Origin of the sequence: Streptomyces sp. KL109B (assembly GCF_030766935.1) — a bacterium.
Taxonomy (GTDB): domain Bacteria; phylum Actinomycetota; class Actinomycetes; order Streptomycetales; family Streptomycetaceae; genus Streptomyces.
The window spans coordinates 593,308-619,866 of the sequence record NZ_JASERL010000004.1 but is presented as its reverse complement, the minus strand read 5'-3'; the positions used below and the strand labels follow the sequence as shown (position 1 = coordinate 619,866).

Annotated in this window: 30 protein-coding genes; 20 read left to right on the top strand and 10 right to left on the bottom strand. The window is 69.2% G+C overall.

All coding sequences use genetic code 11. The features are described from left to right. Positions 1 to 45 precede the first annotated feature (45 nt). The 3 genes from RBJ65_RS17435 (at position 46) to RBJ65_RS17425 (ending at position 3,779) form a co-directional block, all read left to right on the top strand. Positions 46 to 1,842 (top strand): DEAD/DEAH box helicase, encoded by a 1,797-nt coding sequence (locus RBJ65_RS17435; protein WP_306322371.1) that lies wholly within the window; start codon positions 46 to 48, stop codon positions 1,840 to 1,842. Between the two features lie 295 nt (positions 1,843 to 2,137). Further along, the gene (locus RBJ65_RS17430) at positions 2,138 to 2,779 is read left to right on the top strand and encodes an IclR family transcriptional regulator (protein ID WP_306322370.1); all 642 of its coding nucleotides are present in this window, start codon (positions 2,138 to 2,140) and stop codon (positions 2,777 to 2,779) included. Positions 2,780 to 2,987: 208 nt separating this feature from the next. Continuing rightward, positions 2,988 to 3,779 (top strand): S16 family serine protease, encoded by a 792-nt coding sequence (locus RBJ65_RS17425; protein ID WP_306322369.1) that lies wholly within the window; start codon positions 2,988 to 2,990, stop codon positions 3,777 to 3,779. A 30-nt stretch (positions 3,780 to 3,809) separates the two neighbouring features. Here RBJ65_RS17425 and RBJ65_RS17420 read toward each other — a convergent pair whose 3' ends face one another. Genes RBJ65_RS17420 through RBJ65_RS17400 form a run of 5 tightly spaced genes read right to left on the bottom strand, consistent with a single transcriptional unit; the run spans position 3,810 to position 8,093 of the window. Then, positions 3,810 to 4,787, bottom strand: a complete 978-nt coding sequence (locus tag RBJ65_RS17420) for a glycine betaine ABC transporter substrate-binding protein (protein ID WP_306322368.1) — start codon at positions 4,785 to 4,787, stop codon at positions 3,810 to 3,812. Further along, the gene (locus RBJ65_RS17415; RefSeq protein ID WP_306322367.1) at positions 4,784 to 5,659 is read right to left on the bottom strand and encodes an ABC transporter permease; all 876 of its coding nucleotides are present in this window, start codon (positions 5,657 to 5,659) and stop codon (positions 4,784 to 4,786) included. Before RBJ65_RS17415 ends, RBJ65_RS17420 begins: the two co-directional genes overlap by 4 nt. Further along, positions 5,656 to 6,948, bottom strand: coding sequence for a betaine/proline/choline family ABC transporter ATP-binding protein (locus tag RBJ65_RS17410; protein ID WP_306322366.1), 1,293 nt, complete (start codon positions 6,946 to 6,948; stop codon positions 5,656 to 5,658). Before RBJ65_RS17410 ends, RBJ65_RS17415 begins: the two co-directional genes overlap by 4 nt. Continuing rightward, positions 6,941 to 7,588: an ABC transporter permease gene (locus RBJ65_RS17405; protein WP_306322365.1), complete on the bottom strand. Its 648-nt coding sequence runs from the start codon at positions 7,586 to 7,588 to the stop codon at positions 6,941 to 6,943. The genes RBJ65_RS17410 and RBJ65_RS17405 overlap by 8 nt, the downstream gene beginning before the upstream one ends. 34 nt (positions 7,589 to 7,622) lie before the next feature. Further along, a complete protein-coding gene (locus RBJ65_RS17400) occupies positions 7,623 to 8,093 on the bottom strand; it encodes an Lrp/AsnC family transcriptional regulator (protein ID WP_306322364.1) in 471 nt (156 codons plus the stop codon). Between the two features lie 121 nt (positions 8,094 to 8,214). On the opposite strand from RBJ65_RS17400, the gene hppD reads away from it, so the two are divergent. From hppD to RBJ65_RS17370, 6 genes are all read left to right on the top strand, one after another. Then, positions 8,215 to 9,360, top strand: coding sequence for a 4-hydroxyphenylpyruvate dioxygenase (gene hppD / locus RBJ65_RS17395; protein ID WP_306322363.1), 1,146 nt, complete (start codon positions 8,215 to 8,217; stop codon positions 9,358 to 9,360). 22 nt (positions 9,361 to 9,382) lie between these two features. Further along, entirely contained in the window at positions 9,383 to 9,667 is a 285-nt protein-coding gene (locus RBJ65_RS17390; RefSeq protein WP_306322362.1) for an SH3-like domain-containing protein, read from the top strand. Continuing rightward, positions 9,660 to 9,980 carry an SH3-like domain-containing protein gene (locus RBJ65_RS17385; protein ID WP_306322361.1) on the top strand — a complete coding sequence of 107 codons (321 nt, stop codon included), beginning with the start codon at positions 9,660 to 9,662 and terminating at the stop codon, positions 9,978 to 9,980. Before RBJ65_RS17390 ends, RBJ65_RS17385 begins: the two co-directional genes overlap by 8 nt. After that, a complete protein-coding gene (nthA, locus tag RBJ65_RS17380; protein ID WP_306322360.1) occupies positions 9,970 to 10,557 on the top strand; it encodes a nitrile hydratase subunit alpha in 588 nt (195 codons plus the stop codon). The genes RBJ65_RS17385 and nthA overlap by 11 nt, the downstream gene beginning before the upstream one ends. Positions 10,558 to 10,738: 181 nt before the next feature. After that, positions 10,739 to 12,109, top strand: coding sequence for an FAD-binding oxidoreductase (locus tag RBJ65_RS17375; protein ID WP_306322359.1), 1,371 nt, complete (start codon positions 10,739 to 10,741; stop codon positions 12,107 to 12,109). 108 nt (positions 12,110 to 12,217) lie between these two features. Further along, complete coding sequence (locus RBJ65_RS17370) at positions 12,218 to 12,406, top strand: hypothetical protein (RefSeq protein ID WP_306322358.1); 189 nt, start codon at positions 12,218 to 12,220, stop codon at positions 12,404 to 12,406. 22 nt (positions 12,407 to 12,428) lie between these two features. Here the strand turns inward: RBJ65_RS17370 and RBJ65_RS17365 are convergent, their stop codons facing one another. Continuing rightward, a complete protein-coding gene (locus tag RBJ65_RS17365) occupies positions 12,429 to 12,908 on the bottom strand; it encodes an SsgA family sporulation/cell division regulator (RefSeq protein WP_306322410.1) in 480 nt (159 codons plus the stop codon). A gap of 247 nt (positions 12,909 to 13,155) precedes the next feature. Between RBJ65_RS17365 and RBJ65_RS17360 the strand changes: the two genes are divergently transcribed. Continuing rightward, positions 13,156 to 14,469, top strand: a complete 1,314-nt coding sequence (locus tag RBJ65_RS17360) for an RDD family protein (RefSeq protein ID WP_306322357.1) — start codon at positions 13,156 to 13,158, stop codon at positions 14,467 to 14,469. 308 nt (positions 14,470 to 14,777) lie between these two features. Next, positions 14,778 to 15,422, top strand: a complete 645-nt coding sequence (locus tag RBJ65_RS17355) for an RDD family protein (protein ID WP_306322356.1) — start codon at positions 14,778 to 14,780, stop codon at positions 15,420 to 15,422. A gap of 40 nt (positions 15,423 to 15,462) precedes the next feature. On the opposite strand, the gene RBJ65_RS17350 is transcribed toward RBJ65_RS17355, so the two are convergent. Next, the gene (locus RBJ65_RS17350) at positions 15,463 to 15,819 is read right to left on the bottom strand and encodes a hypothetical protein (RefSeq protein WP_306322355.1); all 357 of its coding nucleotides are present in this window, start codon (positions 15,817 to 15,819) and stop codon (positions 15,463 to 15,465) included. A gap of 313 nt (positions 15,820 to 16,132) precedes the next feature. Here RBJ65_RS17350 and RBJ65_RS17345 point away from each other — a divergent pair, with 313 nt between their 5' ends. Further along, positions 16,133 to 18,541 (top strand): immune inhibitor A domain-containing protein, encoded by a 2,409-nt coding sequence (locus tag RBJ65_RS17345; protein WP_306322354.1) that lies wholly within the window; start codon positions 16,133 to 16,135, stop codon positions 18,539 to 18,541. A 124-nt stretch (positions 18,542 to 18,665) separates the two neighbouring features. Then, positions 18,666 to 18,986, top strand: coding sequence for a hypothetical protein (locus tag RBJ65_RS17340; RefSeq protein WP_306322353.1), 321 nt, complete (start codon positions 18,666 to 18,668; stop codon positions 18,984 to 18,986). 111 nt (positions 18,987 to 19,097) lie between these two features. On the opposite strand, the gene RBJ65_RS17335 is transcribed toward RBJ65_RS17340, so the two are convergent. Together RBJ65_RS17335 and RBJ65_RS17330 are read right to left on the bottom strand one after the other, a co-directional pair. Beyond that, positions 19,098 to 19,688 (bottom strand): isochorismatase family protein, encoded by a 591-nt coding sequence (locus tag RBJ65_RS17335; protein WP_306322352.1) that lies wholly within the window; start codon positions 19,686 to 19,688, stop codon positions 19,098 to 19,100. A 103-nt stretch (positions 19,689 to 19,791) separates the two neighbouring features. Then, positions 19,792 to 21,120, bottom strand: coding sequence for a nicotinate phosphoribosyltransferase (locus RBJ65_RS17330; protein WP_306322351.1), 1,329 nt, complete (start codon positions 21,118 to 21,120; stop codon positions 19,792 to 19,794). An 80-nt stretch (positions 21,121 to 21,200) separates the two neighbouring features. Here RBJ65_RS17330 and clpS point away from each other — a divergent pair, with 80 nt between their 5' ends. The 7 genes from clpS to RBJ65_RS17300 all read left to right on the top strand — a co-directional run bounded on the left by clpS (position 21,201) and on the right by RBJ65_RS17300 (position 25,913). After that, entirely contained in the window at positions 21,201 to 21,518 is a 318-nt protein-coding gene (gene clpS / locus RBJ65_RS17325; protein ID WP_306322350.1) for an ATP-dependent Clp protease adapter ClpS, read from the top strand. Positions 21,519 to 21,528: 10 nt separating this feature from the next. Continuing rightward, the gene (locus RBJ65_RS17320; RefSeq protein WP_306322349.1) at positions 21,529 to 22,125 is read left to right on the top strand and encodes a DUF2017 domain-containing protein; all 597 of its coding nucleotides are present in this window, start codon (positions 21,529 to 21,531) and stop codon (positions 22,123 to 22,125) included. Positions 22,126 to 22,457: 332 nt separating this feature from the next. Continuing rightward, positions 22,458 to 23,894: an amino acid permease gene (locus RBJ65_RS17315; protein WP_306322348.1), complete on the top strand. Its 1,437-nt coding sequence runs from the start codon at positions 22,458 to 22,460 to the stop codon at positions 23,892 to 23,894. An 87-nt stretch (positions 23,895 to 23,981) separates the two neighbouring features. Continuing rightward, complete coding sequence (locus tag RBJ65_RS17310) at positions 23,982 to 24,398, top strand: M67 family metallopeptidase (RefSeq protein WP_306322347.1); 417 nt, start codon at positions 23,982 to 23,984, stop codon at positions 24,396 to 24,398. Positions 24,399 to 24,478: 80 nt separating this feature from the next. Then, positions 24,479 to 24,580, top strand: a complete 102-nt coding sequence (locus tag RBJ65_RS42110; RefSeq protein WP_317453331.1) for a putative leader peptide — start codon at positions 24,479 to 24,481, stop codon at positions 24,578 to 24,580. A 96-nt stretch (positions 24,581 to 24,676) separates the two neighbouring features. After that, positions 24,677 to 24,955: a MoaD/ThiS family protein gene (locus RBJ65_RS17305; protein WP_306322346.1), complete on the top strand. Its 279-nt coding sequence runs from the start codon at positions 24,677 to 24,679 to the stop codon at positions 24,953 to 24,955. Positions 24,956 to 24,962: 7 nt separating this feature from the next. Then, on the top strand, positions 24,963 to 25,913 hold the full coding sequence (locus RBJ65_RS17300; RefSeq protein ID WP_306322345.1) for a PLP-dependent cysteine synthase family protein: 951 nt from the start codon (positions 24,963 to 24,965) through the stop codon (positions 25,911 to 25,913). Positions 25,914 to 26,005: 92 nt separating this feature from the next. On the opposite strand, the gene RBJ65_RS17295 is transcribed toward RBJ65_RS17300, so the two are convergent. Further along, a complete protein-coding gene (locus RBJ65_RS17295; protein WP_306322344.1) occupies positions 26,006 to 26,449 on the bottom strand; it encodes a type II toxin-antitoxin system PemK/MazF family toxin in 444 nt (147 codons plus the stop codon). Positions 26,450 to 26,559: the final 110 nt, after the last annotated feature.

Below are 26,559 nucleotides of genomic sequence, written 5' to 3'. Positions count from 1 at the left end.
TTGTCATACGTAGCCGTGCCGTCCAGCTTTGAGTAACCGGAGACCGTGACTACCGCGAACCCCGCCCCGAACGCCTCCCATCTGCCCCCCGCCTTCCCGGCGCGCGCCCCCTGGGGCACCGCCAACAAGCTGCGTGCCTGGCAGCAGGGGGCGATGGACCGGTACATCCAGGAGCAGCCGCGCGACTTCCTCGCGGTCGCCACCCCGGGCGCCGGAAAGACCACCTTCGCGCTCACCCTCGCCTCCTGGCTGCTGCACCACCACGTCGTGCAGCAGGTGACCGTGGTCGCGCCGACCGAGCACCTGAAGAAGCAGTGGGCCGAGGCCGCCGCGCGGATCGGGATCAAGCTGGACCCGGACTACAGCGCGGGCCCGCTCAGCAAGGAGTACCACGGCGTCGCCGTCACGTACGCGGGTGTGGGCGTGCGCCCGATGCTGCACCGCAACCGCAGCGAGCAGCGCAAGACGCTGGTGATCCTCGACGAGATCCATCACGCCGGTGACTCGAAGTCGTGGGGCGAGGCCTGTCTGGAGGCCTTCGAACCGGCCACCCGCCGCCTGGCCCTGACCGGCACCCCGTTCCGCTCCGACACCAACCCGATCCCCTTCGTCCAGTACGAGGAGGGCAACGACGGCATCCGCAGGTCCGCGGCCGACTACACGTACGGCTACGGCAACGCCCTCGCCGACAACGTCGTGCGCCCGGTCATCTTCCTCTCGTACAGCGGCAACATGCGCTGGCGCACGAAGGCGGGCGACGAGATCGCGGCCCGGCTCGGCGAACCGATGACGAAGGACGCCATCAGCCAGGCCTGGCGCACCGCCCTCGACCCGCGCGGCGAGTGGATGCCGAGCGTGCTGCGCGCCGCGGACGCCCGCCTGACCGAGGTCAGGAAGGGCATCCCGGACGCGGGCGGCCTCGTCATCGCCTCCGACCAGGACTCGGCGCGCGCGTACGCGAAGCTGATCCGCGAGATCACCGGGACGAAGGCCACCGTCGTCCTCTCCGACGACACCGGCGCCTCGAAGCGGATCGACGACTACGCGGCGAGCGAGGACCGCTGGATGGTCGCCGTCCGCATGGTGTCGGAAGGCGTCGACGTCCCGCGCCTGGCGGTCGGCGTGTACGCGACGACGATCTCCACACCCCTCTTCTTCGCGCAGGCCGTGGGCCGTTTCGTACGTTCCCGCAGGCGCGGCGAGACGGCCTCCGTCTTCCTGCCCACCGTCCCCGACCTGCTCGGCTTCGCCAACGAGATGGAGGTCGAGCGCGACCACGTCCTCGACAAGCCGAAGAAGGACCAGGAGGAGGACCCCTACGCCGAGTCCGAGAAGGAGATGGACGAGGCGAACAAGGAGCAGGACGAGGACACCGGCGAGCAGGAGCAGTTCTCCTTCGAGGCCCTGGAGTCCGAGGCCACCTTCGACCGGGTCATGTACAACGGCGCCGAGTTCGGCATGCAGGCGCACCCCGGCAGCGAGGAGGAGCAGGACTACCTCGGCATCCCCGGCCTCCTCGAACCCGACCAGGTGCAGCTCCTCCTCCAGAAGCGCCAGGCCCGGCAGATCTCGCACAGCAAGAAGAAGCCCGACAGCGAGGCCGACCTCCTCGAACTCCCCGCCGAGCGCCGCCCCGTCGTCTCCCACAAGGAACTCATGGAGCTGCGCAAGCAGTTGAACACCTTGGTGGGGGCGTACGTGCATCAGAGCGGGAAGCCGCACGGCGTGATCCACACCGAGTTGCGCCGGGTGTGCGGCGGCCCGCCGAGCGCGGAGGCGACCGGCGGGCAGCTGCGCCAGCGCATCGACAAGGTCCGCGAGTGGGCGACCCGCATGAAGTGACCCGCATGAAATGACACGGGGATCAAGTACGGGCAATCACGTACAACTCCGGCCGGTGAGTGACCGGATTCTGGACGGAGTCTTCCGCTGAGCGGGACGCCTCGCTAGATTCCGGGCACGCACACGCCCCGTGGCAGCGCCGCCGCGGAGCGCAGCCGGTGCGCACGAAGACAGCCGTAAAGCAGCCCAGCGCCTGATCACCGACCGGCGGCCTCTGACGCGCGTCGCCCACGGGACAGGTGACGCGACCCCCGCGCAGGAGGCCGTCGTCCCTCACCACTAAGGAGTGGGCGTCGTGACCGCGGAGACCTCCCAGACGCTCGACCGGGGACTGCGCGTCCTCAAACTGCTCGCCGACACCGACCACGGCCTGACCGTCACCGAGCTCTCCAACAAGCTCGGCGTCAACCGCACGGTCGTCTACCGTCTGCTCGCCACGCTGGAGCAGCACGCCCTCGTCCGCCGCGACCTGGGCGGCCGCGCCCGCGTCGGCCTCGGCGTGCTCCGCCTCGGCCGCCAGGTCCACCCCTTGGTCCGCGAGGCCGCGCTCCCGGCCCTCCGCTCCCTCGCCGAGGACATCGGAGCGACGGCCCACCTCACCCTGGTCGACGGCACGGAAGCCCTCGCCGTGGCGGTCGTCGAACCCACCTGGACCGACTACCACGTGGCCTACCGCACCGGCTTCCGCCACCCCCTCGACCGCGGCGCCGCGGGCCGCGCCATCCTCGGCGCCCGCCAGGGCGTCCTCCCCGAATCCGGCTACACCCTCACCCACGGCGAACTGGAGGCAGGCGCGAGCGGCGCGGCCGCCCCCCTCCTCGGCGTCACCGGCCTGGAAGGCAGCGTCGGCGTCGTCATGCTCTCCGACTCCGTCCCGGAACGCGTAGGCTCCCGCGTCCTGGACGCGGCCCGCGAGGTGGCGGACGCGTTGAGGTGAGCCATCCAAGCCCCGCCGGCGATTGAGGCGCGAGGTCCGGGGCAGCGCCCCGATCTTTTTGAGCCCCTGCGGCGATTGAGCAGCGGGGTCCGGGGCAGCGCCCCGATCTTTTGAGCCCCTGCGGCGATTGAGCAGCGGGGTCCGGGGCAGCGCCCCGCGACCGCAACACCATCGCCGCTGACACAGCCCACCACGTTAGAGTCACCTCGTGCTCAATCGCCTCCCCCGCCCCACCGCCCTGGCCATCTGCGCCACCCCCGTCCTCGCCCTCCTGGCGGTAGCGGCTCTCGCCCCGCTCCCGTTCTCGGTGGCCCAGCCCGGCCCCACGACGAACGTCCTGGGCGAGGACGGCGGCAAACCCGTCATCGACATCACCGGCGCCCCCACCCGCCCCACGGAGGGCAAACTCCGCGCGGTGACCATCGTGGCGACGGGCCCGGACGCCTCCGTGCACCTCAGCGACGTGTTCGACGGCTGGTTCGCGGAGAATCGCGCCGTCATGCCGCGCGACTCGGTGTACCCGACGGGCGGCTCGACGAAGGACATCGAGCAGCACAACGCCCAGGAGATGAAGGGCTCGCAGGACGCCGCCACCGAGGCCGCGCTGAACTACCTCGGCAAGTCCTCGAAGGACATCAAGGTCGACCTCCAGCTCGGCGACGTCGGCGGACCCAGCGCGGGACTGCTCTTCTCCCTCGGCATCATCGACAAGCTGGACGGCGACGGCAGCGGCGGCGACATCACGGGCGGCAGGTCGATCGCGGGCACCGGCACCATCGACGACAAGGGCAAGGTCGGCCCGGTCGGCGGCGTCTCGCTGAAGGTGCAGGCCGCCGACCGCGACGGCGCCACCGTCTTCCTCGTACCGAAGGCGGAGTGCCAGGACGCGAAGGCCTCCGCGCCGAAGTCGATGAAGCTGATCTCGGTGAGCACGCTCAAGGGCACGATGACGGCGCTGACGAACCTGGAAAAGGGCTCAGGCACCGTCCCACAGTGCTGAGCCCCGCCAGGGGCACTCGGCCCACCCGGGTCACTCCTTGACGAACCCCTCCTTCACCAGCCAGTCCTTCGCCACGTCGTGCGGGTCCTGCCCGTCGACGTCCACCTTGGCGTTGAGGTCCTGGGCGACGGTGTTGTTGAGCTTCTTCGTGATCGGCTCAAGGATGTCCGCCATCTCCGGGTACTTCTTCAGCGCCTTGCTGTTGATCTCGGGCGCCGCGTTGTAGTTCGGGAAGAAGTGCTTGTCGTCCTCCATGACGTTCAGGTGCATCGCCTTGATCCGGCCGTCGGTCGTGTAGACCTCGCCGTACGTGCAACTGCCCTTGGACGCCTGGGTGTAGATGATGCCGCTGTCCATCTGCGTGATGTTCGCGGGCGGCAGGTTCATCCCGTACGCCTTCTGCATGCCGGGCAGCCCGTCGGCCCGGTTGGCGAACTCGCTCTCCACGCACAGCGTGACCGCCTTCGGGTTCTTCTTGGCGAGCGCGGCGACGTCGGAGAGCGTCTTGGTGCCGTACTTCTTGAAGTTGGCGTCGTTCATGGCGAGCGCGTAGGTGTTGTTCAGCTCGGCCTGCGGCAGCCACGTGATGCCGTTCTTCTTGTCGGCCTCGCGCACCGCCTCGTACTGCTTCTGCGGATTGGTGATCGGGTCCGAGTTGCCGAGGTAGGTGATCCAGGCCGTGCCCGTGTACTCGTACATGGCGTCGGCGTCCCCGGACTTGACGGCCTCGCGGGCGCCGATGGAGCCCTGGATGCCGGTCCGGTCGAGGACGTCCGCGCCGGCCGCCTTGAAGGCGATGCCCATGATCGCGCCGAGCACCAGCTGCTCGGTGAACTCCTTGGACGTGACGGTGATGTCCGCGCCCTCAAGGGGTTTGTCCTTGCCGATGGAACCGGGCTGCACGTCGTCGACCAGCGGGCTGCCACTGGTGAGGCCACAGCCGGCCAGGAGCGCGATCCCGCAGGCCGCCGAGACCGCCATACGTACGCGGTACTTGCGGTACTTCATGAGCGCACCTCCAACCCGCGCGGCCGCAACAGGAGTTCGGCCAGCGAGGCCAGCCAGTCGACGAGCAGGGCGAGCGCGATCGTGAGGATCGAGCCGAGCATCAGGACCGGCATCCGCTGGTTGGTGATGCCAGTGGTGATGAGGACGCCGAGGCCGCCGCCACCGCCGAACGTGGCGAGCGTCGCCGTACCGACGTTGAGGACGAGCGCCGTGCGCACACCGGCGAGGATCAGCGGGACGGCGAGGGGGAGTTCGACCTTGCGCAGCACCCCCATCGGCGACATCCCGATGCCCTTCGCCGCCTCCAGCAGCGTCGGATCGTTGGCCTTCAGGCCCGCGATGGTGTTGGAGAGCACCGGCAGGATCGCGTAGATGATGATGCCGATCAGCGCCGACTTCTCACCGATGCCCAGCCAGATCACCAGCAGCGCCAGCAGACCGATCGCCGGGGTCGCCTGCCCCATGTTGGCGATGGCCAGGGCGAACGGCGTCGCCTTCCGGAACATCTTGCGGGTCAGCAGGATCCCCAGCGGAATCGCGATGATCAGCACGAAGAACGTGGAGATCACCGTCAGGCTGATGTGCTGGCGCAGCGCCTTCCACACCTTGCCGCCCGAGATGGCGTTCTCGGAGATCGTGTCGAGGTCGGCATTGCGGAACCACAGCCAGGTGATCACCAGCACCAGGATCAGGAACACCGGAAGGAACGTCAGCTTCTTCCAGGTGATGCGGGGCGGGTCCTTCCGGGCCACCGGGGGCGGCGGGGCCTCCGGCTCGCTCTGGCCCTCGTCGCGGAACGCGAGGCCCTTGACCTCGTGCTCGCCCTCGGGGCGCGCGCCCTTCGGGGGCGATTTGCGGGACGGTGTGCTCACGCCTTCGCCTCCCCGTCGGGGGCCTGGGAACCCTCCTGCTCCTGGTGCGTCTGCTCGGCGCGCTGCTCCTCCAGCTCGTGCTGGTGCTCGACCGCTTCGAGCCGGTCGGCCTCCAGGAGTTCGTGTACGGAGTTCATCAGCGTCTCCATGTCGACGACGCCCTCGTACTCACCGCGCCGCCCGGTCACCGCGACCCGCCCCGCGTTGTCGGTGAGGACCGCTTCGAGGGCGTCGCGCAGGGTGGCGTCCCAGGTGACGGTGTCGTGGACGAGGGTGCCCGCGCGGGCGAGCGAGCCCTTGGCGCGCATCAGGTCGCCGCGCCGCAGCCACTTGTAGGGGCGGCGCCGCTTGTCGAGCAGCAGCAGCTCGTTCGTACCGGCCGCCCGCAGCTTGTTGAAGATGTCCTGCAGCGGGTCGTCGACCTGCACCGTCGGATACTCGGTGACCTCCACATCGCGTACGCGCGTCAGGTTGAGGCGCTTCAGCGCCGCGCCGGCCCCCACGAACCCGGACACGAAGTCGTCCGCGGGGTTGGTGAGGATGGCTTCCGGGGTGTCGAACTGCGCGATGTGCGACTTCTCGCGCAGCACCGCGATCCGGTCGCCCAGCTTGATCGCCTCGTCGAAGTCGTGGGTGACGAAGACGATCGTCTTGTGCAGCTCGTGCTGGAGCCGGATCAGCTCGTCCTGGAGGTGGTCGCGGGTGATCGGGTCGACGGCGCCGAACGGCTCGTCCATCAGGAGCACGGGCGGGTCGGCCGCCAACGCCCTTGCCACGCCGACGCGTTGCTGCTGGCCGCCGGAGAGCTGGCGCGGATAGCGGTTGTGGTACTCGGCGGGGTCGAGCCCGACGAGGTCGAGCATCTCCTCCACCCGCGCCTTGATCTTCGACTTGGACCAGCCGATCATCTTCGGCACGAGCGCGATGTTCTGGGCGACCGTCATGTGCGGGAAGAGCCCGGAGGACTGGATCGCGTACCCGACCTTGCGGCGCAGCTTCACCGGGTCCATGTCGGTGACGTCCTCGCCGCCGATCCGGATCCGCCCGCCGGTCGGCTCGATCAGCCGGTTGATCATCTTCAGCGTCGTGGACTTACCGCAGCCGGACGGGCCGACGAAAATGATCAGCTCGCCCGCCTTGATCTCCATGTTGACGTTCTCCACGGAGGGCTGCGGATTGCCCGGATAGCGCTTGGTGAGGTTCTCCAGCTCGATGCCGGCCCCGGACGTCTGCGGGGACCCGCTCGGCTCCGACGGCTCGGTCGTCGCGGTCGTCGTGGTGTCAGGCACGGATCCCCCTCGGGATGGTCAGCCGTCCGATGAGGACGTACGCGGCGTCGAAGAGCAGGGCGAGGATGATGATGCCGAGCGTCCCGGCGAGCACCTGGTTGAGCGCGTTGGCGCTGCCCAGGGAGGCGATGCCGCGGAAGATCTCGTTGCCGAGGCCGGGCCCGGAGGCGAACGCGGCGATGGCGGCGATGCCCATCAGCATCTGCGTGGAGACCCGGATCCCGGTGAGGATCGGCGGCCAGGCGAGCGGCAGCTCCACCTTGAACAGGCGGGCCGTGCGCGACATCCCGATGCCCGTCGCCGCGTCGATCAGCGCGGGGTCGACGCCGCGCAGGCCCACGATCGCGTTCCGCACGATCGGAAGGAGCCCGTACAGGGTCAGCGCGATGACGGTCGGCGCGACGCCGAGGCCCACGATCGGGATCAGCAGACCGATCATGGCGAGCGAAGGAATGGTGAGAATGGTCGAGGTGGCGGTCGTCGCCAGGTTCCCGGCCCATTCGCTGCGGTACGCGAAGATGCCGATGACGATGCCGATCAGGGTCGCGAGGACCATGCACTGGAAGACGGCGCTCGCGTGCTGATAGGCGTCGGCGAGCAGTTGCTGGTGCCGGGCGGCCAGATAGTCCCAGAAGTTCATCGCGCCTCACTCCCGGGCGGTGCTCGGATAGCCGTCAGGAATCTCCTGACGCCTGCTCCACGAGCGGGATGATCCGCAGCGGAACAGGATTTTCCATGACGATCGCCGTGGAAGCCCGGACGATGCCATCAAAACCGACAACCCGGTCGATCACACGTTGAAGATCCGCGTTCGAGCGCGCCACGAGCCGGCACAGCATGTCCCCGCTGCCGGTCGTCGTGTGCAGTTCCAGGACCTCCGGCACGCCTCCCAAATGGGTCCTGACGTCGGGCCCTTGCCCCTGCCTGATCTGCAACGTCGCGAACGCGGTGACGGGATAGCCGAGGGCGGCCGGGTCCACCTGGGGGCCGAAGCCGCGGATGACTCCGTTCGAGGTAAGCCGGTCGAGCCTGGCCTGCGCGGTGCCCCGCGCGACACCGAGCCGCCGGGACATCTCAAGGACACCGATCCGCGGCTCGCGCGCGAGGAGCACGATGAGCCGCCCGTCCAGATCGTCGATCGCCATGGGCCCTCCGGGGTAGTCATCCTGTACAAGAAGCCCGCGGAAATGGGCAGGCCACTGGTCACATTGCCCAGCAAAAACGCAAACTATTGCGCACCTTGCGGACCGGCGAGAACCTCACCGTATGACGCAGACCACACACCGCACTCCCGACACCGCACGGCAGGCAGACCCCTTCCCGGTCAAGGGAATGGACGCGGTCGTCTTCGCCGTGGGCAACGCCAAGCAGGCCGCGCACTACTACTCCACCGCCTTCGGCATGAAGCTCGTCGCCTACTCCGGACCGGAGAACGGCAGCCGCGAAACGGCGTCCTACGTCCTCACCAACGGCTCGGCCCGCTTCGTCCTCACGTCCGTCATCAAGGCGTCGACCGACTGGGGCCACTTCCTCGCCGACCACGTCGCGGCGCACGGCGACGGCGTCGTCGACCTCGCCATCGAGGTCCCGGACGCCCGCGCCGCGTACGCCTACGCCGTCGAGCACGGCGCCCGCGGCATCGAGGAGCCGTACGAGACGAAGGACGAGCACGGCACCGTCGTCCGCGCCGCCATCGCCACGTACGGCAAGACCCGCCACACACTCGTCGAGCGCACCGGCTACGACGGCCCCTACCTGCCCGGATTCACGGCCGCCGCGCCCATCGTCGAACCCCCGGCCAAGCGCACCTTCCAGGCCATCGACCACTGCGTAGGCAACGTCGAACTCGGCAAAATGAACGAGTGGGTGACCTTCTACAACAAGGTCATGGGCTTCACGAACATGAAGGAGTTCGTGGGCGACGACATCGCGACCGAGTACAGCGCGCTGATGTCGAAGGTCGTCGCCGACGGCACCCTCAAGGTCAAGTTCCCCATCAACGAACCGGCCATCGCCAAGAAGAAGTCCCAGATCGACGAGTACCTGGAGTTCTACGGCGGCGCCGGCGTCCAGCACATCGCGCTCGCCACGAACGACATCGTCGCGTCCGTACGCGCCATGCGCGCGGCGGGAGTCCAGTTCCTCGACACCCCCGACTCGTACTACGACACCCTCGGCGAATGGGCGGGCGAGACCCGCGTACCCGTCGAGACACTGCGCGAGCTGAAGATCCTCGTCGACCGCGACGAGGACGGCTACCTGCTGCAGATCTTCACCAAGCCGGTCCAGGACAAGCCGACCGTCTTCTTCGAGATGATCGAGCGGCACGGCTCCATGGGCTTCGGCAAGGGCAACTTCAAGGCCCTGTTCGAGGCGATCGAGCGCGAGCAGGAGAAGCGCGGAAATCTCTGACGCCCGCTCCTAAGCTGGCCGCATGGCCAGGATGAACGACGTAGGCGGAACGACCGGGTTCGGCGCCATCGACACCACCGACGACGCCGAACCCTTCCACGCGGACTGGGAGGCGCGGGTCTTCGCGCTCCAGCGCGTGCTGCTCGTCCAGAAGGTCTTCAACCTCGACGAGTTCCGGGACGCGATCGAGACGATGCCGCCCCAGGAGTACCTGGCGGCCTCGTACTACGAACGCTGGTTCCACGCGATCCGTACGCTCCTCGAACGCAAGGGCCTGATCGGGGCGGGGGTGCTCGATCATGCCTGAGCGTCTCGCGTACGCACCCGGGGACCGGGTCCGCACCTACCGCCACGACCCACCGCACCACACCCGCCTGCCGCGCTACGCCCGCGGCAAACTCGGCGTCGTCGTCGAGCCGGAGGGGCGGGCACCGCTCGCCGACGTGCGCGCGCAGGGGCGGCAGGACGCGCCCGTCGAGATGATCTACGCGGTGCGCTTCGCGGCGCGCGAGCTGTGGGGCGAGGGTGAGGGCGAGGGCGAGCACGACGTCGTCCTCGACCTGTCCGAGAGCTACCTGGAGCCCTTGCCTTCCGAGGAGGCCGACGCCGATGTCCGGTGACCACGTCGACGCGGTGATCTCCCGCCAAGTACGGCTCCTGGAAAGCCTGTTGGAGGACAAGGGAATCGTCGGCGGCGAGGCCGTCGACGAGGTCATCGACGGCTTCCTCGCGGGCGCATCGCCGGTCAACGGCGCGAAGGTCGTGGCCCGCGCCTGGACCGACCCGGCGTTCAAGCAGCGGCTGCTCGCGGACGGTTCGGCCGCCGTGGCCGAACTCGGCTTCTCCTCCGGGGGAGTTCAGCCGCAGCGCCTGCGGGTCGCCGAGAACACGGAATCCGAGCACAACATGATCGTGTGCACCCTGTGCTCCTGCTACCCGCTCCGCCTCCTCGGCCCGTCGCCCGGCTGGTACAAGAGCGAGGCGTACCGCTCGCGCGTCGTACGTGAACCCCGCGCGGTACTCGCCGAGTTCGGCGTGTCCCTCCCGGACGACGTACGGATCACGGTCTGGGACTCCAGCGCGGAAACCCGCTACATGGTCCTACCGAGGCGTCCCGCCGGAACGGGTGAGCTCAGCGAGCCGGACCTGGCGTCCCTGGTGACCCGCAACGGCCTGATCGGCACGGCCCTCGTCTGACCGACGGTTCGGCTGAATCAAGCCCCGCCGGCGATTGAGGCGCGGGGTCCGGGGCAGAGCCCCGCGACCGCAACACCGGCGCCGCCTGCTCAATCGCCGCAGGGGCTTGAGGCGCAGGGGCTCAAATCGAGGGCCCCAGCAGGGGGTTCACACAGGTCGCACGGAGTGCGAAGGTGTGATCATGAGCCGCACACTCATCGAAGCGCTCCGCACGGGCCTGCCCACGGAAGCGGTCCTGACGGACGCCGACGTCACCGCCTCCTACGCCCACGACATGGCGAGCTTCTGCGACGCCGGCGCCCCCGCCGTCGTCGTCCTCCCGCGCACCGTCGAAGAGGTCCAGCACGTGATGCGCACGGCCACCGCGCTGCGCGTCCCGGTCGTCCCGCAGGGCGCCCGCACGGGCCTGTCGGGCGGGGCCAACGCCTCCGACGGCTGCATCGTGCTCTCGCTCACCAAGATGGACCGCATCCTGGAGATCAACCCGGTCGAGCGGATCGCCGTCGTCGAACCGGGCGTCATCAACGCCACGCTCTCCCGCGCGGTCAACGAACACGGCCTCTACTACCCGCCGGACCCCTCCAGCTGGGAGATGTGCACCATCGGCGGCAACATCGGCACGGCCTCCGGAGGCCTGTGCTGCGTGAAGTACGGCGTGACGGCGGAGTACGTGCTCGGGCTCGACGTCGTCCTCGCCGACGGCCGCCTCATGCACACCGGCAAGCGCACCGCGAAGGGCGTCGCAGGCTACGACCTCACGCGGCTCTTCGTCGGCTCCGAGGGCAGCCTCGGCATCGTCGTGAAGGCGACGCTCGCACTGAAGCCGCAGCCGCCCCAACAGCTCGTGCTCGCGGCCGAGTTCGGATCGGCGGCCACGGCCTGCGACGCGGTCTGCCGCATCATGGAGGCCGGACACGTCCCGTCGCTCCTGGAACTCATGGACCGTACGACGGTCAAGGCCGTCAACGACATGGCGAACATGGGCCTGCCGGAGACCACGGAGGGGCTGCTGCTCGCCGCCTTCGACACCCACGACCCGGCCGCCGACCTCACCGCCGTCGGCGCGCTGTGCGAAGCGGCCGGCGCCACCCAGGTCGTACCGGCCGAGGACGCCGCGGAGTCCGAAATGCTGCTCCAGGCACGGCGGTTGTCGCTCACCGCGCTCGAAGCGGTCAAGGGCACCACGATGATCGACGACGTGTGCGTGCCCCGCACCAAGCTCGGCGAACTCCTCGAAGGCGTCGAGCGGATCGCCGAGAAGTACGACCTCACCATCGGCGTGTGCGCGCACGCGGGCGACGGCAACACCCACCCCACCGTCTGCTTCGACGCCCAGGACGCCGACGAGGGCCGCCGCGCCCGCGAGTCCTTCGACGAGATCATGGCGCTCGGCCTCGAACTCGGCGGCACCATCACCGGCGAGCACGGCGTCGGCGTACTCAAGAAGGAGTGGCTCGCCCGCGAACTCGGCCCGGTCGGCGTCGAGATGCAGCAGGCGGTGAAGGCGGCCTTCGACCCGCTCGGCCTCCTCAACCCCGGCAAACTGTTCTGACGTTCAGGACCCCGCAGACCCCGCAGACCCCGCACCCCGTCACGTACGGTTCGTATAAAGGACGAAAGCCTCATGTGACGGGGCGCACTTGGGCGGGATCCTGAATCCATGAGCCACAGCGACACCGACCGCGCCTCCCACAAGTCCGCCCGCCGCCGCCGGACGACCGCCGCCGTACTGGTCGGCGCCCTCGCGCTCTCCTCGATCGGCCTCGCGGTCGGCACCGCGGTCGCGGACCCGGGCCTGGCCGGCACGACGCTCACCGGCACCCTGACCCCCGGCACCCCCGCCGAGTGACACCACCCCCGTGGCAGGCGCCTCACAGCTCCTCGGAGGACGACTCGTCCCCGGGCCACGGGTCGCACAGATAGAGGTCGTCGGCGGCAGGCGTCGGGGCGAGCAGTTCGGCCAGGGCGTCGTCGATGCCGAGCTGATCGGCCTCCGCGCCGGGCGGCACCACCCGCAGCGTCCGCTCCAGCCACGCCGAGACCTGCGCGGCCGGCGCTTCGAGCAGCGCGTCCCCGTCCGGCGAACTCAGCGCCACAAGGACCACGCTGCGCCCGTCCACCTTCGTCGGCCACACCCGCACGTCCCCGTGCCCGCACGGCCGGAACACGCCCTCCACGAGCAGCTCGCGGGCGAACGTCCAGTGGACCGGGTGGTGCGAGCCGATGTGGAACGCGATGTGGACGGCGTACGGATCGGCGATGCGGTAGGTGAGCCGGGCCGGGACGGGGATGCTCCGCTCCGGCGAGAGCACGAGCTTCAGTTCCAGTTCGCGTTCCACCACGGTGTGCATGTCGCGGGCGTTCATGTCGGGCACTTCCTCTCCTTCGTACGAGCCCGGAGCGGGCCCGTTGGAAGGTGAGAGGACGATCTGCCGGGAGCATTACGCGAGTTCGCGGAAGATTCTTCTCCGCGTTTCGGGGCAGGTGTCAGGTTCCCCGGAAAGTGGTCCGTAATGACGGAGCGGCGCGTGTGAGCGCCGGGGTCTGATAGATGTGGACCCCACAACAAGACCCCCGAGCAGATACGGGACGACGGACATGAGTGCCCCAACCCCGGCCCCCGGCGACGACAGGCCCCGCGAAGGCTACTACCCCGATCCGTCCATTCCCGGATATGTCCGGTACTGGAACGGGGCTGCGTGGGTTCCCGGCACCAGTCGCCCCGCCCCCACCGACGGAGAGTCCCTGCCGACCCCGTCGGGAGCGGGCGCCGCCCCCGCCCCCACCGCGACGTCCGAGCCGCCTCCCGCGGAGGAGACAGGCCCCGTCTTCCTCGACGAGGAACCCTCCGTACATACGGAGATGGGCGCACCCGAAACCGGAACCGGAACCGGCGCGCCCGAACCGGCATCCGCGTGGCAGGCCAACGCCGCGCGGCAGGCGGGATTCGGCGCCGAGCAGAGCGCCCGGGTGTCCTGGGGTGCGCCGCCGGGCGCCGAGACCGCCGAGCCGGAGCCCGAGGAGCGCACCGACGGCACGGTCAGGATGCGCGCCATGCGCCCGAAGCCGGAGGCCAACGACGGCACGATGGCGTTCCGTACGCTGCCCAAGCAGGACGCCCAGAGCGGCCGGCCCACGCCCCCGCCCCACTCCGAGGCCCAGTCCCACGCGGGCCTCAACCCCCAGCCGGCCGTCCCCCCACAACAGCCGCAACACCCCCAACCGCCCCAGGCCCCCCAGCCACCCCAGGCATCCCAGCCATCCCAGGCACACCTCCAAAGCCCCATGACCCAGGGCCCGGGCGGCGGCTCCCCCTCCTGGGCCCAGCAGGCACCCCAAGCGGCACCGGCCGCCGCCCCGAACGCGCCGGTGACGCCCTTCAAGCCGGTGGCCACCGACCCGTTCCTCGCGGCGGCGCAGGCCGCGGCGGCGGCGCGGCCCGCCGGTCTCGGCAAGCGGTTCGCGGCGCGGCTCATCGACTCGGTCGTCGTCGGAGCGGTCACCGCGACCGTCGCGGTCCCGTTCGGGACCAAGGCCGTCGACCACATCAACGAGAAGATCGACGCGGCGAAGGCCTCGGGCCACGAGATGACGGTCTGGCTGATCGACGGCACGACGGGGACGTACCTGGGCATCGTGCTCGCGGTGCTGCTGATCTTCGGCACGCTGTACGAGGCGCTGCCGACGTCGAAGTGGGGCTACACGCTCGGCAAGAAGCTGCTGGGCCTGACGGTCCGTGACATCGAGGAGCACGAGGCGCCGTCGTTCCCCTCGGCCCTCAAGCGCTGGCTCGTCTACAGCGTGCCGGGCGTCCTGGCGGTCGGCCTCCTCGGCGTCCTCTGGGGCGCCATCGACCGCCCCTGGCGCCAATGCCTCCACGACAAGGCCGCCGGCACCTTCGTCGCGGGCTGACCTGACCCGTCGTCCGTTGCGGCCGCGGGGCTCCGCCCCGGCCCCCGCGCCTCAATCGCCGGCGAGGCTCGATAAACCGAGCCCACCGCCGATTGAGCAGCGGGGTCCGGGGCGGAGCCCCGGTCTTTTGAGTCTCGGCGGCGGATGGCCACATTCAAGCCCCGCCGGCGTTTGAGGCGCGGGGTCCGGGGCGGCGCCCCGTGGCGTGGGAGGAGGGCGGCCGGAACGGAACGGGTGACGGTCCGCCAGGTCATCCATACGGCGGCCCGCCACGTGCACCCCGCCCACGAACACGTTCCACTCGGGCCATGAGCACCGAACCGCCGCCCTCCGGGTCCGGCCAACCGCCGGACGACGACCCGTTCCGCAAGCCGCCGCCCACCAACCAGGGCGGCGGCTCCCCCTACGATTCCGCACCCCCACCGCCACCCCCGCCCCCGCCCCCGCCCCCGTACGGCGGCGACCCCTACGGCGGCGGCTACGGCACCCCCGACCCCCTCGCCGGCATGCCCCCACTCGCCGACAGCGGCAAACGCGTCCTCGCCCGCATCATCGACATGATCCTCGTCGCGATCGTCGTCGGCCTGATCTCCTGGATCTTCGGCCTGCTCCAGGTCAACGTCGACCCCGACGACATGGACTACGGCAAGCGCATGGGCCAGTCGCTCATCGGAGCCATCTTCTACGTCGGCTACGACACGATCATGACGGCCAAGACCGGGCAGACGCTCGGCAAGAAGTGGCTGAAGCTACGGGTCGCCAACCTGAGCGACGGCGCGACGCCCAGCACGCAGACCAGCCTGCTGCGCGCGATCGTCCTGTGGGTGCCCGCGGTGTTCTGCTGCGCCTGCATCTGGACCGCGATCACCGGCGGCTGGAGCTTCTTCGACAAGCCCTACAAGCAGGGCCTGCACGACAAGGCGGTGAAGACCGTGGTGGTCAGCACCGCCTGACCGAGCACCTGCACCGAAGCAGTACCGGCGGGTCCGTACCTCACGGGCCCGCCGGTTCGCGTACGGCGTCGCGCGCGGCCTCAGCGGAGGCGGGGGACGGGGGAGAGGAGACGGTGGCGCTCAAACGCTGCTCCGGCACCCGCTCCCCGGAGGCAGCGCCAGCGGTAGCGGCAGCGGTAGCGGCATCGGCGGAGGCGACAACAGCCGATTCGGCCTTCGGCCCCCGCTTGCGCGTCGGCACCGACATCGCCACGAAGAGCCCCAGGATGAGCGCCGAGACGGCGATGACCGGGATGCCGGGGCCCGAACTCGTCTGGGACAGCAGAACCATGGCAATCGTGGAGCAGACGACGGTGGCCGAACCGTAGGCGAGCTGTGCGACAGTCGGGCGAGGCATGGTGACATCCGTCCTCGTGACATTGGGAGACTAATCGGACCTGTGCCCGAGTAAAGCACTCGGTAAGCGTGCCCTAAGCCATGCCACCGGAGCATGGGGGGCGCACGGAGTCACCAGGTCCATCAAGTGGACTGTGTGGCGCGCCCGTTGATGGTATTGAGAGCAAGCTCACGCGTCCGTATTCCGAACAGATCGCCCTGCATAGTGCAGAGCGGATGTCTCAGTCAAGGTCTGTTATTTCTCCTCTACTTCCGCTCAAATAGCGTCACTTGTGACGCGTGGTGTTCATGCCACGGAGGAGGGGATCACTCAAGTGACCACCAAGAGACGGGCGTTGAGATCGGTCGCCGTGCTCGCGACCCTCGCCGCCACCGCGGCCACGGGCTCGCTCGCGGCGACCACCGCCCAGGCCGACACCCCGGCCGCGACGAGCGCGACCGCCGACGGAAAGACGTACGGCGGCAAGGGCCACGTCTTCGACGGCCCGTTCAGCAAGCAGCAGGAGAAGCAGCGGCAGACGGCCCTGCAGGAGGTCCTCCAGGGCACATCGAAGGTCCAGGAGAAGCACGGCTCCAAGGTCGTGGAGCTGTCGAAGGGCAAGTACGTCGAGCTGGGCCGCGAGCGCACGGACAAGATCTTCACGATCCTGACCGAGTTCGGCGACAAGGTCGACAACACCACGCTCGTCGACCGCGCGGACGACGACACCCCCGAGCTGAAGCCCAAGTACGGCGGCACGCCCGGCCCGTTGCACAACCAGATAGCCGAGCCGGACCGCACCAAGGACAACAGCACGGCCTGGAAGAAGGACTACAACTCCCAGCACTACAAGGACCTCTACTTCGGGTCCGGCAAGGACGCCTCCGGCAAGGGCGTCGACTCGCTCAAGACCTACTACGAGAAGACCTCCTCCGGCCGCTACTCGGTCGAGGGCGAGGTCTCCGACTGGGTCAAGGTCGAGTGGAACGAGGCCCGTTACGGCTCCAACTACTGCGGCGCCGACAACTGCCCGAACGTCGAGGACCTGGTCCGCGACGGCGTCAACGCCTGGGTCGCGCAGCAGAAGGCGGCCGGGAAGTCGGACGCCGACATCAAGGCTGACATGGCCCAGTACGACCAGTGGGACCGCACGGACCACGACAACGACGGCGACTTCAACGAGCCGGACGGCTACATCGACCACTTCCAGATCGTGCACGCGGGCGAGGACGGCTCGGCGGGCGGCGGCGCGCAGGGCGGCGACTCCCTCTGGGCGCACCGCGGTTACGCCTTCTCCCGCGACGACGGTGACACGGGCCCGGCCGGCTTCAAGGCGGGCGGCACCCCGATCGGCGACACCGGCATCTGGGTCGGCGACTACACGATGCAGCCGGAGAACGGCGGCCTCGGCGTCTTCGCCCACGAGTACGGCCACGACCTCGGCCTGCCCGACCTGTACGACACGACGTACACCGGCGAGAACTCGGTCGGCTTCTGGTCGCTGATGTCGGCGGGCTCCTGGCTCGGCACCGGCAAGGAAGCCATCGGCGACATGCCGGGCGACATGACCGCGTGGGACAAGCTCCAACTCGGCTGGCTGAACTACGACAAGGCGAAGGCCGCCACCAACTCCACGCACAAGCTGGGGGTTTCGGAGTACAACACGAAGCTCAAGCAGGCCCTCGTCGTCGAACTGCCCAAGAAGACGGTGACGACGGACATCGTCAAGCCCGCCGAGGGCACCAAGCAGTGGTGGTCCGACTACGGCGACGACCTCGACAACACCCTCAGCCGCACGGTCGACCTGACCGGCAAGAAGTCGGCCGCCCTCGAACTCGACGGCTGGTACGACATCGAGAAGGACTACGACTACCTCTACACGCAGGTGTCCACGGACGCCGGCGCCAGCTGGAAGACCATCGACGGCACCGCCGACGGCCAGCCGATCCCGCGCGACGGCGGCGACAAGCCGGCCCTCACCGGCACCAACGGCGCGTTCCAGCACCTCACTTACCCGCTCGACGCCTACGCGGGCCAGAAGATCGACGTCCGCTTCCGCTACAAGACCGACGGGGGAGTGGCCCAAATGGGCTTCGCCTTCGACAACTTCACGGTCAAGGCGGACGGCGCGACGCTCTTCTCCGACAACGCCGAGACGGAGCAGGCCGGTTGGACGACCCGCGGCTTCTCCCGCATCGGCGCCTCGATCACCGGCGACTTCCCGCAGTTCTACCTCGCCGAGAACCGCCAGTACGTGTCGTACGACAAGACCCTCAAGGTCGGCCCGTACAACTTCGGCTGGCGCGACGGCGGTTCGAAGCAGAACTGGGTCGAGCACTACTCGTACCGCCCCGGCCTCGTCGTCTGGCAGTGGGACACCTCGCAGCGCAACAACAACGTCGGCCAGCACCCCGGCAAGGGGCTGATCCTCCCGGTCGACGCGCACGCGAAGCCGCTCAAGTGGGCCGACGGCAAGCTGATCACCAACAAGATCACGCCGTACGACGCCGCCTTCGGCCACTACCCGGTCCCCGGCATGACGCTCCACAAGCTGGGCGTCGAAACGAAGATCCCGGCGCAGTCGGGGACGCCCGTCTTCGACGATCACAAGGGCACGTACTGGTACGCGGAGAACCCCACGGGGAGCGTGCGCACAACTGACACCAACACCAAGATCAGCATCGTGAAGCAGCCGCTCGACGGTTCCTCGATGACGGTCAAGGTGGGCCCTTCAGCCAAGTAGAACCGTAAAACCGCAGGTCAGAAACGTATCGGCCGCGACCCTCTAGCGGGGTCGCGGCCGGTCGTGCTTAGGTGCGTCCTGTGAGTTCCTTATTGACACTACGTCTCACGGGGGTGTGACAGTCATGTCCGCAGGAGGGTTCTGCAAGCTGCCGGGAGGCACGGTCGTCGTCGCCCTGACCCTGCCCGCGCCCGGCTCCGCCGACGGCGCCGTACGGGTCCTGGTGCACGCCGCGAACCGCCCCCGAGCCCTGACCCGCCTGCGCAACCTGGGCCTGCGCGCGGTCTACCTCCGAGGCAACACCCAGCCCCCGACCCCGGACGAAATAACGGCCGTCCTCCACCACCCGGACGGCCTGATCTGGCGCACGGCCCCCGACACCAGATCGGGCGAGCTCTGGCACCCGATACGAGCGCTGCTGAAACCCAGCCCCTCCGGCGTTTGAGGAGCGGGGTCCGGGGCAGAGCCCCGATCTTTCTGAGCTTCGGCGGCGGATGACCACATTCAAGCCCCTCCGGCGCTTGAGGAGCGGGGCCCGGGGCAGAGCCCCGCGACGTCACGCCACGAGCGGCTTACCGGTCAGCTCGACGCCCACCCCGCGCAGCTCATCGAGCGCCGCCTCCGTAGAGGTCGCCGCCACCCCGGCCGTCAGATCGAGCAACACCTTCGTACGAAACCCGGCCCGGACGGAGTCCACGGCAGTGGCCCGCACACAGTGATCCGTCGCGATCCCGACCACATCCACCTCGGACACCTCCCGCGCCCGAAGCCACTCCGCCAGCGGCACCCCGTTCTCATCGGCCCCCTCGAACCCGCTGTACGCGGCCGAGTACGCCCCCTTGTCGAACACCGCGTCGATCGCGCCGGAGGCCACCGCCGGGGCGAAGTTCGGATGGAACCCGACCCCCTCGGTCCCCGCGACACAGTGCCTCGGCCAGCTGTGCACGAAGTCCGGCGCGTCCGAGAAGTGCTCACCGGGATCGACGTGGAGGTCACGCGTGGCGACGACGTGCTGGTAGCACCCGCCACCCGTCTGCCCCACGAGATCGGTGATCGCGGCAGCGACATCGGCACCTCCCGCCACCGCGAGGCTGCCGCCCTCGCAGAAGTCGTTCTGCACGTCTACGACGATCAGGGCGCGGCGCATGATGGCTGTCCTTCTGCTTGGAGACTACGAGCGTAGAAGCTTCAAGTGCGTTGCGGGAGAGGGCATGTGGCGCGACGGACCGGCGGAAGGGCGCCAGGCGCCCTCACACGTACTCCGTCGGAATCACGGCCTCGCCCCGCGACAGCTGCGTCGCCGACAGCGGCAGCCCGTCCCGCACCGCGATGTGCCGCTCGCGCACCGCGTCCAACGGCTCCCGGGCCACCACGTCGCCGCCCTTGACCAGCTCCACGAGCAGCTGCCGGTCGACGAGGTCCGCCGGTACGGGCCCGCTGCCCACGACCTCCGCCTCCGCGACCCCGTCCGCGTCGAGCCGGCGCGCGGCCCACTTGCGGCCGCCGATGGAGGTCTTCCCGCCCGCCGACTTCTTTGCCACGGGCACGAGCGGCGTCTTCGGGTCGTCGGAGTCGGCGCGCGCGACCAGCTTGTAGACCATGGAGCAGGTGGGGTGCCCGGACCCGGTCACCAGCTGCGTACCCACGCCGTACGCGTCGACGGGGGAGGCGGCGAGGGAGGCGATGGCGTACTCGTCGAGGTCGGAGGTGACCACGATCTTGGTGTTCTTGGCGCCCAGCTCGTCGAGCTGCTTGCGCACGCGGTGCGCGACGAGCAGGAGGTCGCCGGAGTCGAGCCGGACGGCCCCCAGCTCGGGCCCCGCGATCTCGACGGCCGTACGCACCGCCTCCGTCACGTCGTACGTGTCCACGAGCAGCGTCGTCGCGCCGCCCAGGGAGTCGACCTGGGCGCGGAAGGCGTCCCGTTCGGAGTCGTGCAGCAGGGTGAAGGCGTGGGCGCTCGTGCCCACGGTCGGAATCCCGTACCGGAATCCGGCCGCCAGGTCCGAGGTCGTCGCGAACCCGCCCACGTACGCGGCGCGCGAGGCGGCGACGGCGGCCAGCTCGTGCGTGCGGCGCGCGCCCATCTCGATCAGCGGCCGGTGTCCCGCGGCCGAGGACATCCGGGAGGCCGCGGCGGCGATCGCCGAGTCGTGGTTGAGGATCGAGAGGATGACGGTCTCCAGGAGCACGCACTCGGCGAAGGAGCCCTCGACGCGCAGCACGGGGGAGCCGGGGAAGTAGACCTCGCCCTCCGGGTAGCCCCAGATGTCGCCGGAGAAGCGGTAGTTCGCGAGCCATTCGAGCGTCGGTTCGTCGACGACGCCGCGCTCGCGCAGGAATCCCAGCACGGCCGCGTCGAAGCGGAAGTTCTCGACGGCGTCCAGGACCCGCCCGGTGCCCGCGACGACACCGTAGCGACGGCCCTCGGGCAGGCGCCGCGTGAAGACCTCGAAGACCGAGTGCCGGTCGGCGGTGCCCGCGCGGAGGGCCGCCTGCAGCATCGTCAGCTCGTAGTGGTCGGTGAAGAGCGCTGTCGACGGGACGTCCACCGGCAGGCCCAGGTCCGCTGTGTTCATAGGAAGGATGCTACCCCCGATTAACGTCAGGGTGACGATTTCTGCGTCCGTTTGTGCGTGGGCCGGGTGGTGGTGGCAGCATGGGCCCTGTGACGGCTCCAGCACCCCTTGAGATCGAGAGGCCCGAGACGACGGAGGAGGCGTCCGTCGTCCCCGAGCCGGACGTCCCCTGGATCACTCTCGTCCACAACGATCCGGTGAACCTCATGAGTTACGTGACGTATGTCTTCCAGACGTACTTCGGGTACTCCAAGGACAAGGCCACCAAACTCATGATGGACGTGCACCACAAGGGCCGGGCCGTCGTCTCCACGGGTACCCGCGAGGAGATGGAACGCGACGTGCAGGCGATGCACGGATACGGCCTGTGGGCCACGCTTCAACAGGATCGGAAGTAACAGCATCCCGATGCCAGGACATTTCGAACCGATCCCGGGTGGCGGCGCCGCCGTCGCCCTCGACGACGTAGAGATCTCCATCATCCGCTCGCTCGCGGTGCAGCTGTTGGAGCTGATCGGGCCGGGGCCGGGCGGCGAGGTCGACGACGACCCGCTCGCGGAGCTCTTCGCCGAGGGGCCCAGCGAGCCGCCGTCCGACGCGGTGCTCCGCCGGCTCTTCCCGGACGCGTACGGCGGCCCCGGCAGTGAAGAGGGCGACGCCGATGAACTGCGCGCGCATTCCTCGGAGTTCCGCCGTTTCACCGAGAACGACCTGCGGGCGGGCAAGCGCGAGGACGCCCTCGCGGTGGTCCGCTCGCTCGATGCGCTCAGCCCGGCGGGCGACGGCGGGGCGATCCTCAAGCTGTCTCAGGGCGAGTCCATCCAGTGGATGCGCGCGCTCAACGATCTGCGGCTCGCGATCGGCACCCGCCTCGACATCACCGACGAGGAGGACACCGACCTCCTCTACCGGCTCCCGGACGACGACGCGCGCAAGCCGATGGTGATGGCGTACCTGTGGCTCGGCGGCCTTCAGGAGACGCTCGTCGAGACCCTGATGCCCTGATCCGACACGGGGGTGGCCTGTTCGCTCAGCAGGCCCTCAAATCCGTATAACGATCCCGTCACCGCGCCCGACCGTAATCGGACGCGGTGATTCCCTTTGTCCTTTTTCCGGGTGGCGTACGCCACACGCGCCCCGGCCAACCCGCGTGAACCGCGTGATAAATCTTCACGACCACCCGAGGGACGCCACCCCTGTCCTCTCGGAGGGCGCCCCGACCGGCCGACCGCCGGTAGGCACAAGCTCCATCCATCCAGGGGCCCAGACCCCAAAGGATCGTCACAGTCGATCCGAGCCGAGTACGGCACGGATCGGCATGGAGAAAGGCGCACATCATGACCTCAGCGCAGGTCGACGAGCAGCACGACGGCAATGAGGCCGCGCAGGCCGAGACCGACGAGGGTTACCAGCGAGGGCTCGGGGCCCGGCAGATCCAGATGATCGCCATCGGCGGTGCCATCGGGACCGGTCTCTTTCTCGGTGCGGGCAAGGGCATCGCCAAGGCGGGACCCAGCCTGATCCTCGCGTACGCCGTCGCGGGCATCGTCATCTTCTGCATCATGCGGGCGCTCGGCGAGCTCCTCATGTACCGACCCGTGTCCGGCTCCTTCTCGGAGTACGCGCGCGAGTTCATCGGCCCCTTCGCGGGCTTCGCGACCGGCTGGACGTACTGGCTGTTCTGGGTCATCACCGGAATGACCGAGGTCACCGCCGCGGCCACCTACATGACCTTCTGGTGGGACATCCCTCAGTGGATCTCCGCACTCGTCTTCACCGTCATCCTCTACGGCGCCAACCTGATCTCCGTGAAGCTCTTCGGTGAGCTGGAGTTCTGGTTCTCCACGGTCAAGGTCACCGCCATCATCGGCATGATCCTGATCTGCGCCGGCATCCTCACCATCGGCTTCTCCGACGCCGGTGACACCGCCTCCGTCTCCAACCTGTGGGACCTCGGCGGCTTCTTCGCCGGTGAGAACGGCATCGGCTCGACGCTGATGACCCTGCAGATGGTGATGTTCGCCTTCCTCGCGGTCGAGCTCGTCGGCGTCACCGCCGGTGAGGCCAAGGACGCCAAGAAGGTCCTGCCGAAGGCGATCAACACCGTGCCGTGGCGCATCGCCGTCTTCTACGTCGGCGCGCTCATCATGATCCTGTCCGTCGTGCCGTGGACCTCCTTCAAGGCCGGCGAGAGCCCCTTCGTGCACGCCTTCGACAAGATGGGCCTGGGCATCGGCGCCGCCATCGTCAACTTCGTCGTGCTGACCGCCGCGCTGTCCTCCTGCAACTCGGGCATGTACTCCACCGGCCGCATGCTCCGCGACCTCGCGCAGAACAGCCAGGGCCCGCAGTTCTTCACCAAGCTGAACAAGAACGGCCTGCCCGTCATCGGCACCACGTTCTCCGCCGCGATGATGCTGGTCGGCGTCTGGATCAACTACCAGTGGCCGGGCGAGGCGTTCAACTACGTCGTCTCCTTCGCCACCATCTCCGGCATGTGGGCCTGGATCATCATCCTGATCTGCCAGATCCGCTACCGCATCAAGTCCGACCGCGGCGAGCTGCCGAAGTCCGAGTTCCGCGCGCCGTGGGGCTGGTGGGTCAGCGCCCTCGCGCTCGGCTTCATCTTCCTCGTCATCGTCCTGATGGGCATCGACCCGGACGCCCGCGTCTCCCTGTACGCGGCGCCGGTCTGGGCCGCGATCCTGGGCGTCTCGTACTTCATCCTGAAGAAGCGCAACCCGGAGGCCGCGGCCTTCTCGAAGCGCAGCTGAGGCGCCTGGGAGGCGCTCCGTCTCACCAGTTGGGCCCCGCCGTACCGCACTCCGGTACGGCGGGGCCCACTTGCTTATGCTGGCCGCATGTTGAAGATTTCCCAGACCCTGGTCGACCAGATCGTCGAGCACGCCCGCAAGGACCACCCCGACGAGGCCTGCGGCGTCATCGCGGGCCCGGTCGGCGAGGGCAGGCCCGAGCGCTTCATCCCGATGCTGAACGCCGCGCGCTCGCCCACGTTCTACGAGTTCGACTCCGGTGACCTGCTCAAGCTGTACCGCGAGATGGACGACCGCGACGAGGAGCCGGTCGTCATCTACCACTCGCACACGGCCACCGAGGCGTACCCCTCGCGCACCGACGTCACGTACGCGAACGAGCCGAACGCCCACTACGTCCTCGTCTCCACCGCCGACACCGACGACGCGGGCCCCTTCCAGTTCCGCTCGTACCGCATCGTCGAGGGCGCGATCACGGAGGAAGAAGTCCAGGTCACGGACTGAATCTCAACAGGTGGACGCAAATCGCCCGCATGGTGAGATCACACTCCGGGATCCGGGACGGGAATCGATACGATGAGCCCATGGTTTTCCACGACGTGAGCGAAAAGACGCCGGGCATGCTGCTCGTGGCGCGGCTGCACGTCGACCTGTGCCGCCTCGCCAGCGCCATCTGTCCGCGCTGAGCCGCACCGCCGTACCGCAGGCCGCCCATCGGCCCGTACGGAAGCGCCGCCGCGCGCTCACCCACCAGACTTCCGACTCCTGACAGGAGCCCCAGCATGGCCATCGAGGTCCGCATCCCGACCATCCTCCGCACCTACACCGACGGCGAGAAGGCCGTCCAGGGCAGCGGTGACAACCTCGGCGAGCTCTTCGCCGACCTGGACACCCGGCACTCGGGCATCGCCGACCGCATCGTGGACAACGGTCAGCTGCGCCGCTTCGTGAACGTGTACCTGAACGACGAGGACGTCCGCTTCCTCGACGGCATCAGCACCAAGCTCTCGGACGGCGACAGCATCACGATCCTGCCGGCCGTGGCCGGCGGAATGCGCTGAGCGGGCAATGCGCTACGACAGCCCGCTGGCCGCGGTGGGCAACACCCCCCTGGTGCGCCTGCCGCGGCTCTCGCTCTCCGACGACGTCCGGATCTGGGCGAAGCTGGAGGACCGCAACCCGACCGGCTCGATCAAGGACCGCCCCGCGCTCCACATGATCGAACAGGCCGAGAAGGAAGGCCGGATCAAGACCGGGGACACCATCCTCGAACCCACCTCCGGCAACACCGGCATCTCGCTCGCGATGGCCGCCCGCCTCAAGGGCTACCGGATCGTCTGCGTCATGCCGGAGAACACCTCGCAGGAACGGCGCGATCTGCTCGCCATGTGGGGCGCGGAAATCATCCCGTCCCCCGCCGCGGGCGGCTCCAACACCGCGGTCCGCATCGCCAAGGAGCTGGCCGAGCAGCACCCGGACTGGGTGATGCTCTACCAGTACGGCAACCCGCACAACGCGGGCGCGCACTACGCCACGACAGGACCGGAGATCCTCACCGACCTCCCCTCGGTCACGCACTTCGTGGCGGGCCTCGGCACCACCGGCACCCTCATGGGCGTCGGCCGCTACCTGCGCGAGCACAAGCCCGACGTCAAGATCGTCGCGGCCGAGCCGCGCTACGACGACCTCGTCTACGGCCTGCGCAACCTCGATGAGGGCTTCGTCCCCGAGCTGTACGACGCCTCCGTCCTCACGACCCGCTTCTCGGTCGGCTCGGCCGACGCCGTGACGCGTACGCGTGACCTGTTGCAGCAGGAGGGCATCTTCGCGGGCGTCTCCACGGGGGCCGCGCTGCACGCCGCGATCGGCGTCGGCAAGAAGGCGCTGAAGGCGGGGGAGCCCGCCGACATCGTGTTCGTCGTCGCCGACGGTGGCTGGAAGTACCTGTCGACGGGCGTCTACACGGCGGCCACGACAGAGGAAGCGATCGAGGTGCTGCACGGCCAGTTGTGGGCGTAACCCTTACGTCTGGGCCTTCTTTTTTCAGCCCCTCCGGCGATTGAGGAGCGGGGTCCGGGGCAGCGCCCCGGAACCGCAACGCCGGAGGGGTTTCACGTACCCAGATGCCGCACCTGATCCCACAACCCCGGATCGAGCACCCCCGCCCGCCGCCGAAAATCCCCCACCGGCACCGAGCGGAGCTCATCCGTCTCCAGGAAGCTCGCCCGCCCCCGCGCGTCACTCACGGCCCCCGGCGGCAGCGGAATCACCCCCGGCCGCTCGTCGTGGTACCGGCTGGTGATCTTGGCGACCGTCGCCACACCCCTGCGTACGGACAGCACCAGGCACGGCCGGTCCTTGCCGCCAGGCCCGTCCTCGTACGGCACCATCGCCCACCAGATGTCGCCCGGTTCGGGCCCCCGCGCGTGCGAACCCCGAGGCGCGTGCCGGTCCCGGTGGCGGTGCCGGGAGCCGCGGCCCCACCCGTCGACCAGCGTCGCGACGAGCGCGAGCAGCACGACGGCCGCGAGCGCGAGCCACCAGGACGTGTCCATAGGCATGACGGTACCGGTGGGACGCGCGGGGTGCTCCCGCGGACCGGAAGCCCTCCGAACCGGTGACAGCGCAGGTGAGTTCGCCCACAACAGCCCGTGACGGAGGAGCC

Excerpts from the sequence above, each read along its gene's own strand:
- RBJ65_RS17420 (WP_306322368.1), bottom strand. The coding sequence starts at position 4,787 with ATGAAGTACCGCAAGTACCGCGTACGTATGGCGGTCTCGGCGGCCTGC.
- RBJ65_RS17405 (WP_306322365.1), bottom strand. The coding sequence starts at position 7,588 with ATGAACTTCTGGGACTATCTGGCCGCCCGGCACCAGCAACTGCTCGCC.
- RBJ65_RS17400 (WP_306322364.1), bottom strand. The coding sequence starts at position 8,093 with ATGGCGATCGACGATCTGGACGGGCGGCTCATCGTGCTCCTCGCGCGC.
- hppD (WP_306322363.1), top strand. The coding sequence starts at position 8,215 with ATGACGCAGACCACACACCGCACTCCCGACACCGCACGGCAGGCAGAC.
- RBJ65_RS17390 (WP_306322362.1), top strand. The coding sequence starts at position 9,383 with ATGGCCAGGATGAACGACGTAGGCGGAACGACCGGGTTCGGCGCCATC.
- RBJ65_RS17385 (WP_306322361.1), top strand. The coding sequence starts at position 9,660 with ATGCCTGAGCGTCTCGCGTACGCACCCGGGGACCGGGTCCGCACCTAC.
- nthA (WP_306322360.1), top strand. The coding sequence starts at position 9,970 with ATGTCCGGTGACCACGTCGACGCGGTGATCTCCCGCCAAGTACGGCTC.
- RBJ65_RS17375 (WP_306322359.1), top strand. The coding sequence starts at position 10,739 with ATGAGCCGCACACTCATCGAAGCGCTCCGCACGGGCCTGCCCACGGAA.
- RBJ65_RS17370 (WP_306322358.1), top strand. The coding sequence starts at position 12,218 with ATGAGCCACAGCGACACCGACCGCGCCTCCCACAAGTCCGCCCGCCGC.
- RBJ65_RS17365 (WP_306322410.1), bottom strand. The coding sequence starts at position 12,908 with ATGCACACCGTGGTGGAACGCGAACTGGAACTGAAGCTCGTGCTCTCG.
- RBJ65_RS17360 (WP_306322357.1), top strand. The coding sequence starts at position 13,156 with ATGAGTGCCCCAACCCCGGCCCCCGGCGACGACAGGCCCCGCGAAGGC.
- RBJ65_RS17355 (WP_306322356.1), top strand. The coding sequence starts at position 14,778 with ATGAGCACCGAACCGCCGCCCTCCGGGTCCGGCCAACCGCCGGACGAC.
- RBJ65_RS17350 (WP_306322355.1), bottom strand. The coding sequence starts at position 15,819 with ATGCCTCGCCCGACTGTCGCACAGCTCGCCTACGGTTCGGCCACCGTC.
- RBJ65_RS17340 (WP_306322353.1), top strand. The coding sequence starts at position 18,666 with ATGTCCGCAGGAGGGTTCTGCAAGCTGCCGGGAGGCACGGTCGTCGTC.
- RBJ65_RS17335 (WP_306322352.1), bottom strand. The coding sequence starts at position 19,688 with ATGCGCCGCGCCCTGATCGTCGTAGACGTGCAGAACGACTTCTGCGAG.
- RBJ65_RS17330 (WP_306322351.1), bottom strand. The coding sequence starts at position 21,120 with ATGAACACAGCGGACCTGGGCCTGCCGGTGGACGTCCCGTCGACAGCG.
- clpS (WP_306322350.1), top strand. The coding sequence starts at position 21,201 with ATGGGCCCTGTGACGGCTCCAGCACCCCTTGAGATCGAGAGGCCCGAG.
- RBJ65_RS17320 (WP_306322349.1), top strand. The coding sequence starts at position 21,529 with ATGCCAGGACATTTCGAACCGATCCCGGGTGGCGGCGCCGCCGTCGCC.
- RBJ65_RS17315 (WP_306322348.1), top strand. The coding sequence starts at position 22,458 with ATGACCTCAGCGCAGGTCGACGAGCAGCACGACGGCAATGAGGCCGCG.
- RBJ65_RS17310 (WP_306322347.1), top strand. The coding sequence starts at position 23,982 with ATGTTGAAGATTTCCCAGACCCTGGTCGACCAGATCGTCGAGCACGCC.
- RBJ65_RS42110 (WP_317453331.1), top strand. The coding sequence starts at position 24,479 with ATGGTTTTCCACGACGTGAGCGAAAAGACGCCGGGCATGCTGCTCGTG.
- RBJ65_RS17305 (WP_306322346.1), top strand. The coding sequence starts at position 24,677 with ATGGCCATCGAGGTCCGCATCCCGACCATCCTCCGCACCTACACCGAC.
- RBJ65_RS17300 (WP_306322345.1), top strand. The coding sequence starts at position 24,963 with ATGCGCTACGACAGCCCGCTGGCCGCGGTGGGCAACACCCCCCTGGTG.
- RBJ65_RS17295 (WP_306322344.1), bottom strand. The coding sequence starts at position 26,449 with ATGGACACGTCCTGGTGGCTCGCGCTCGCGGCCGTCGTGCTGCTCGCG.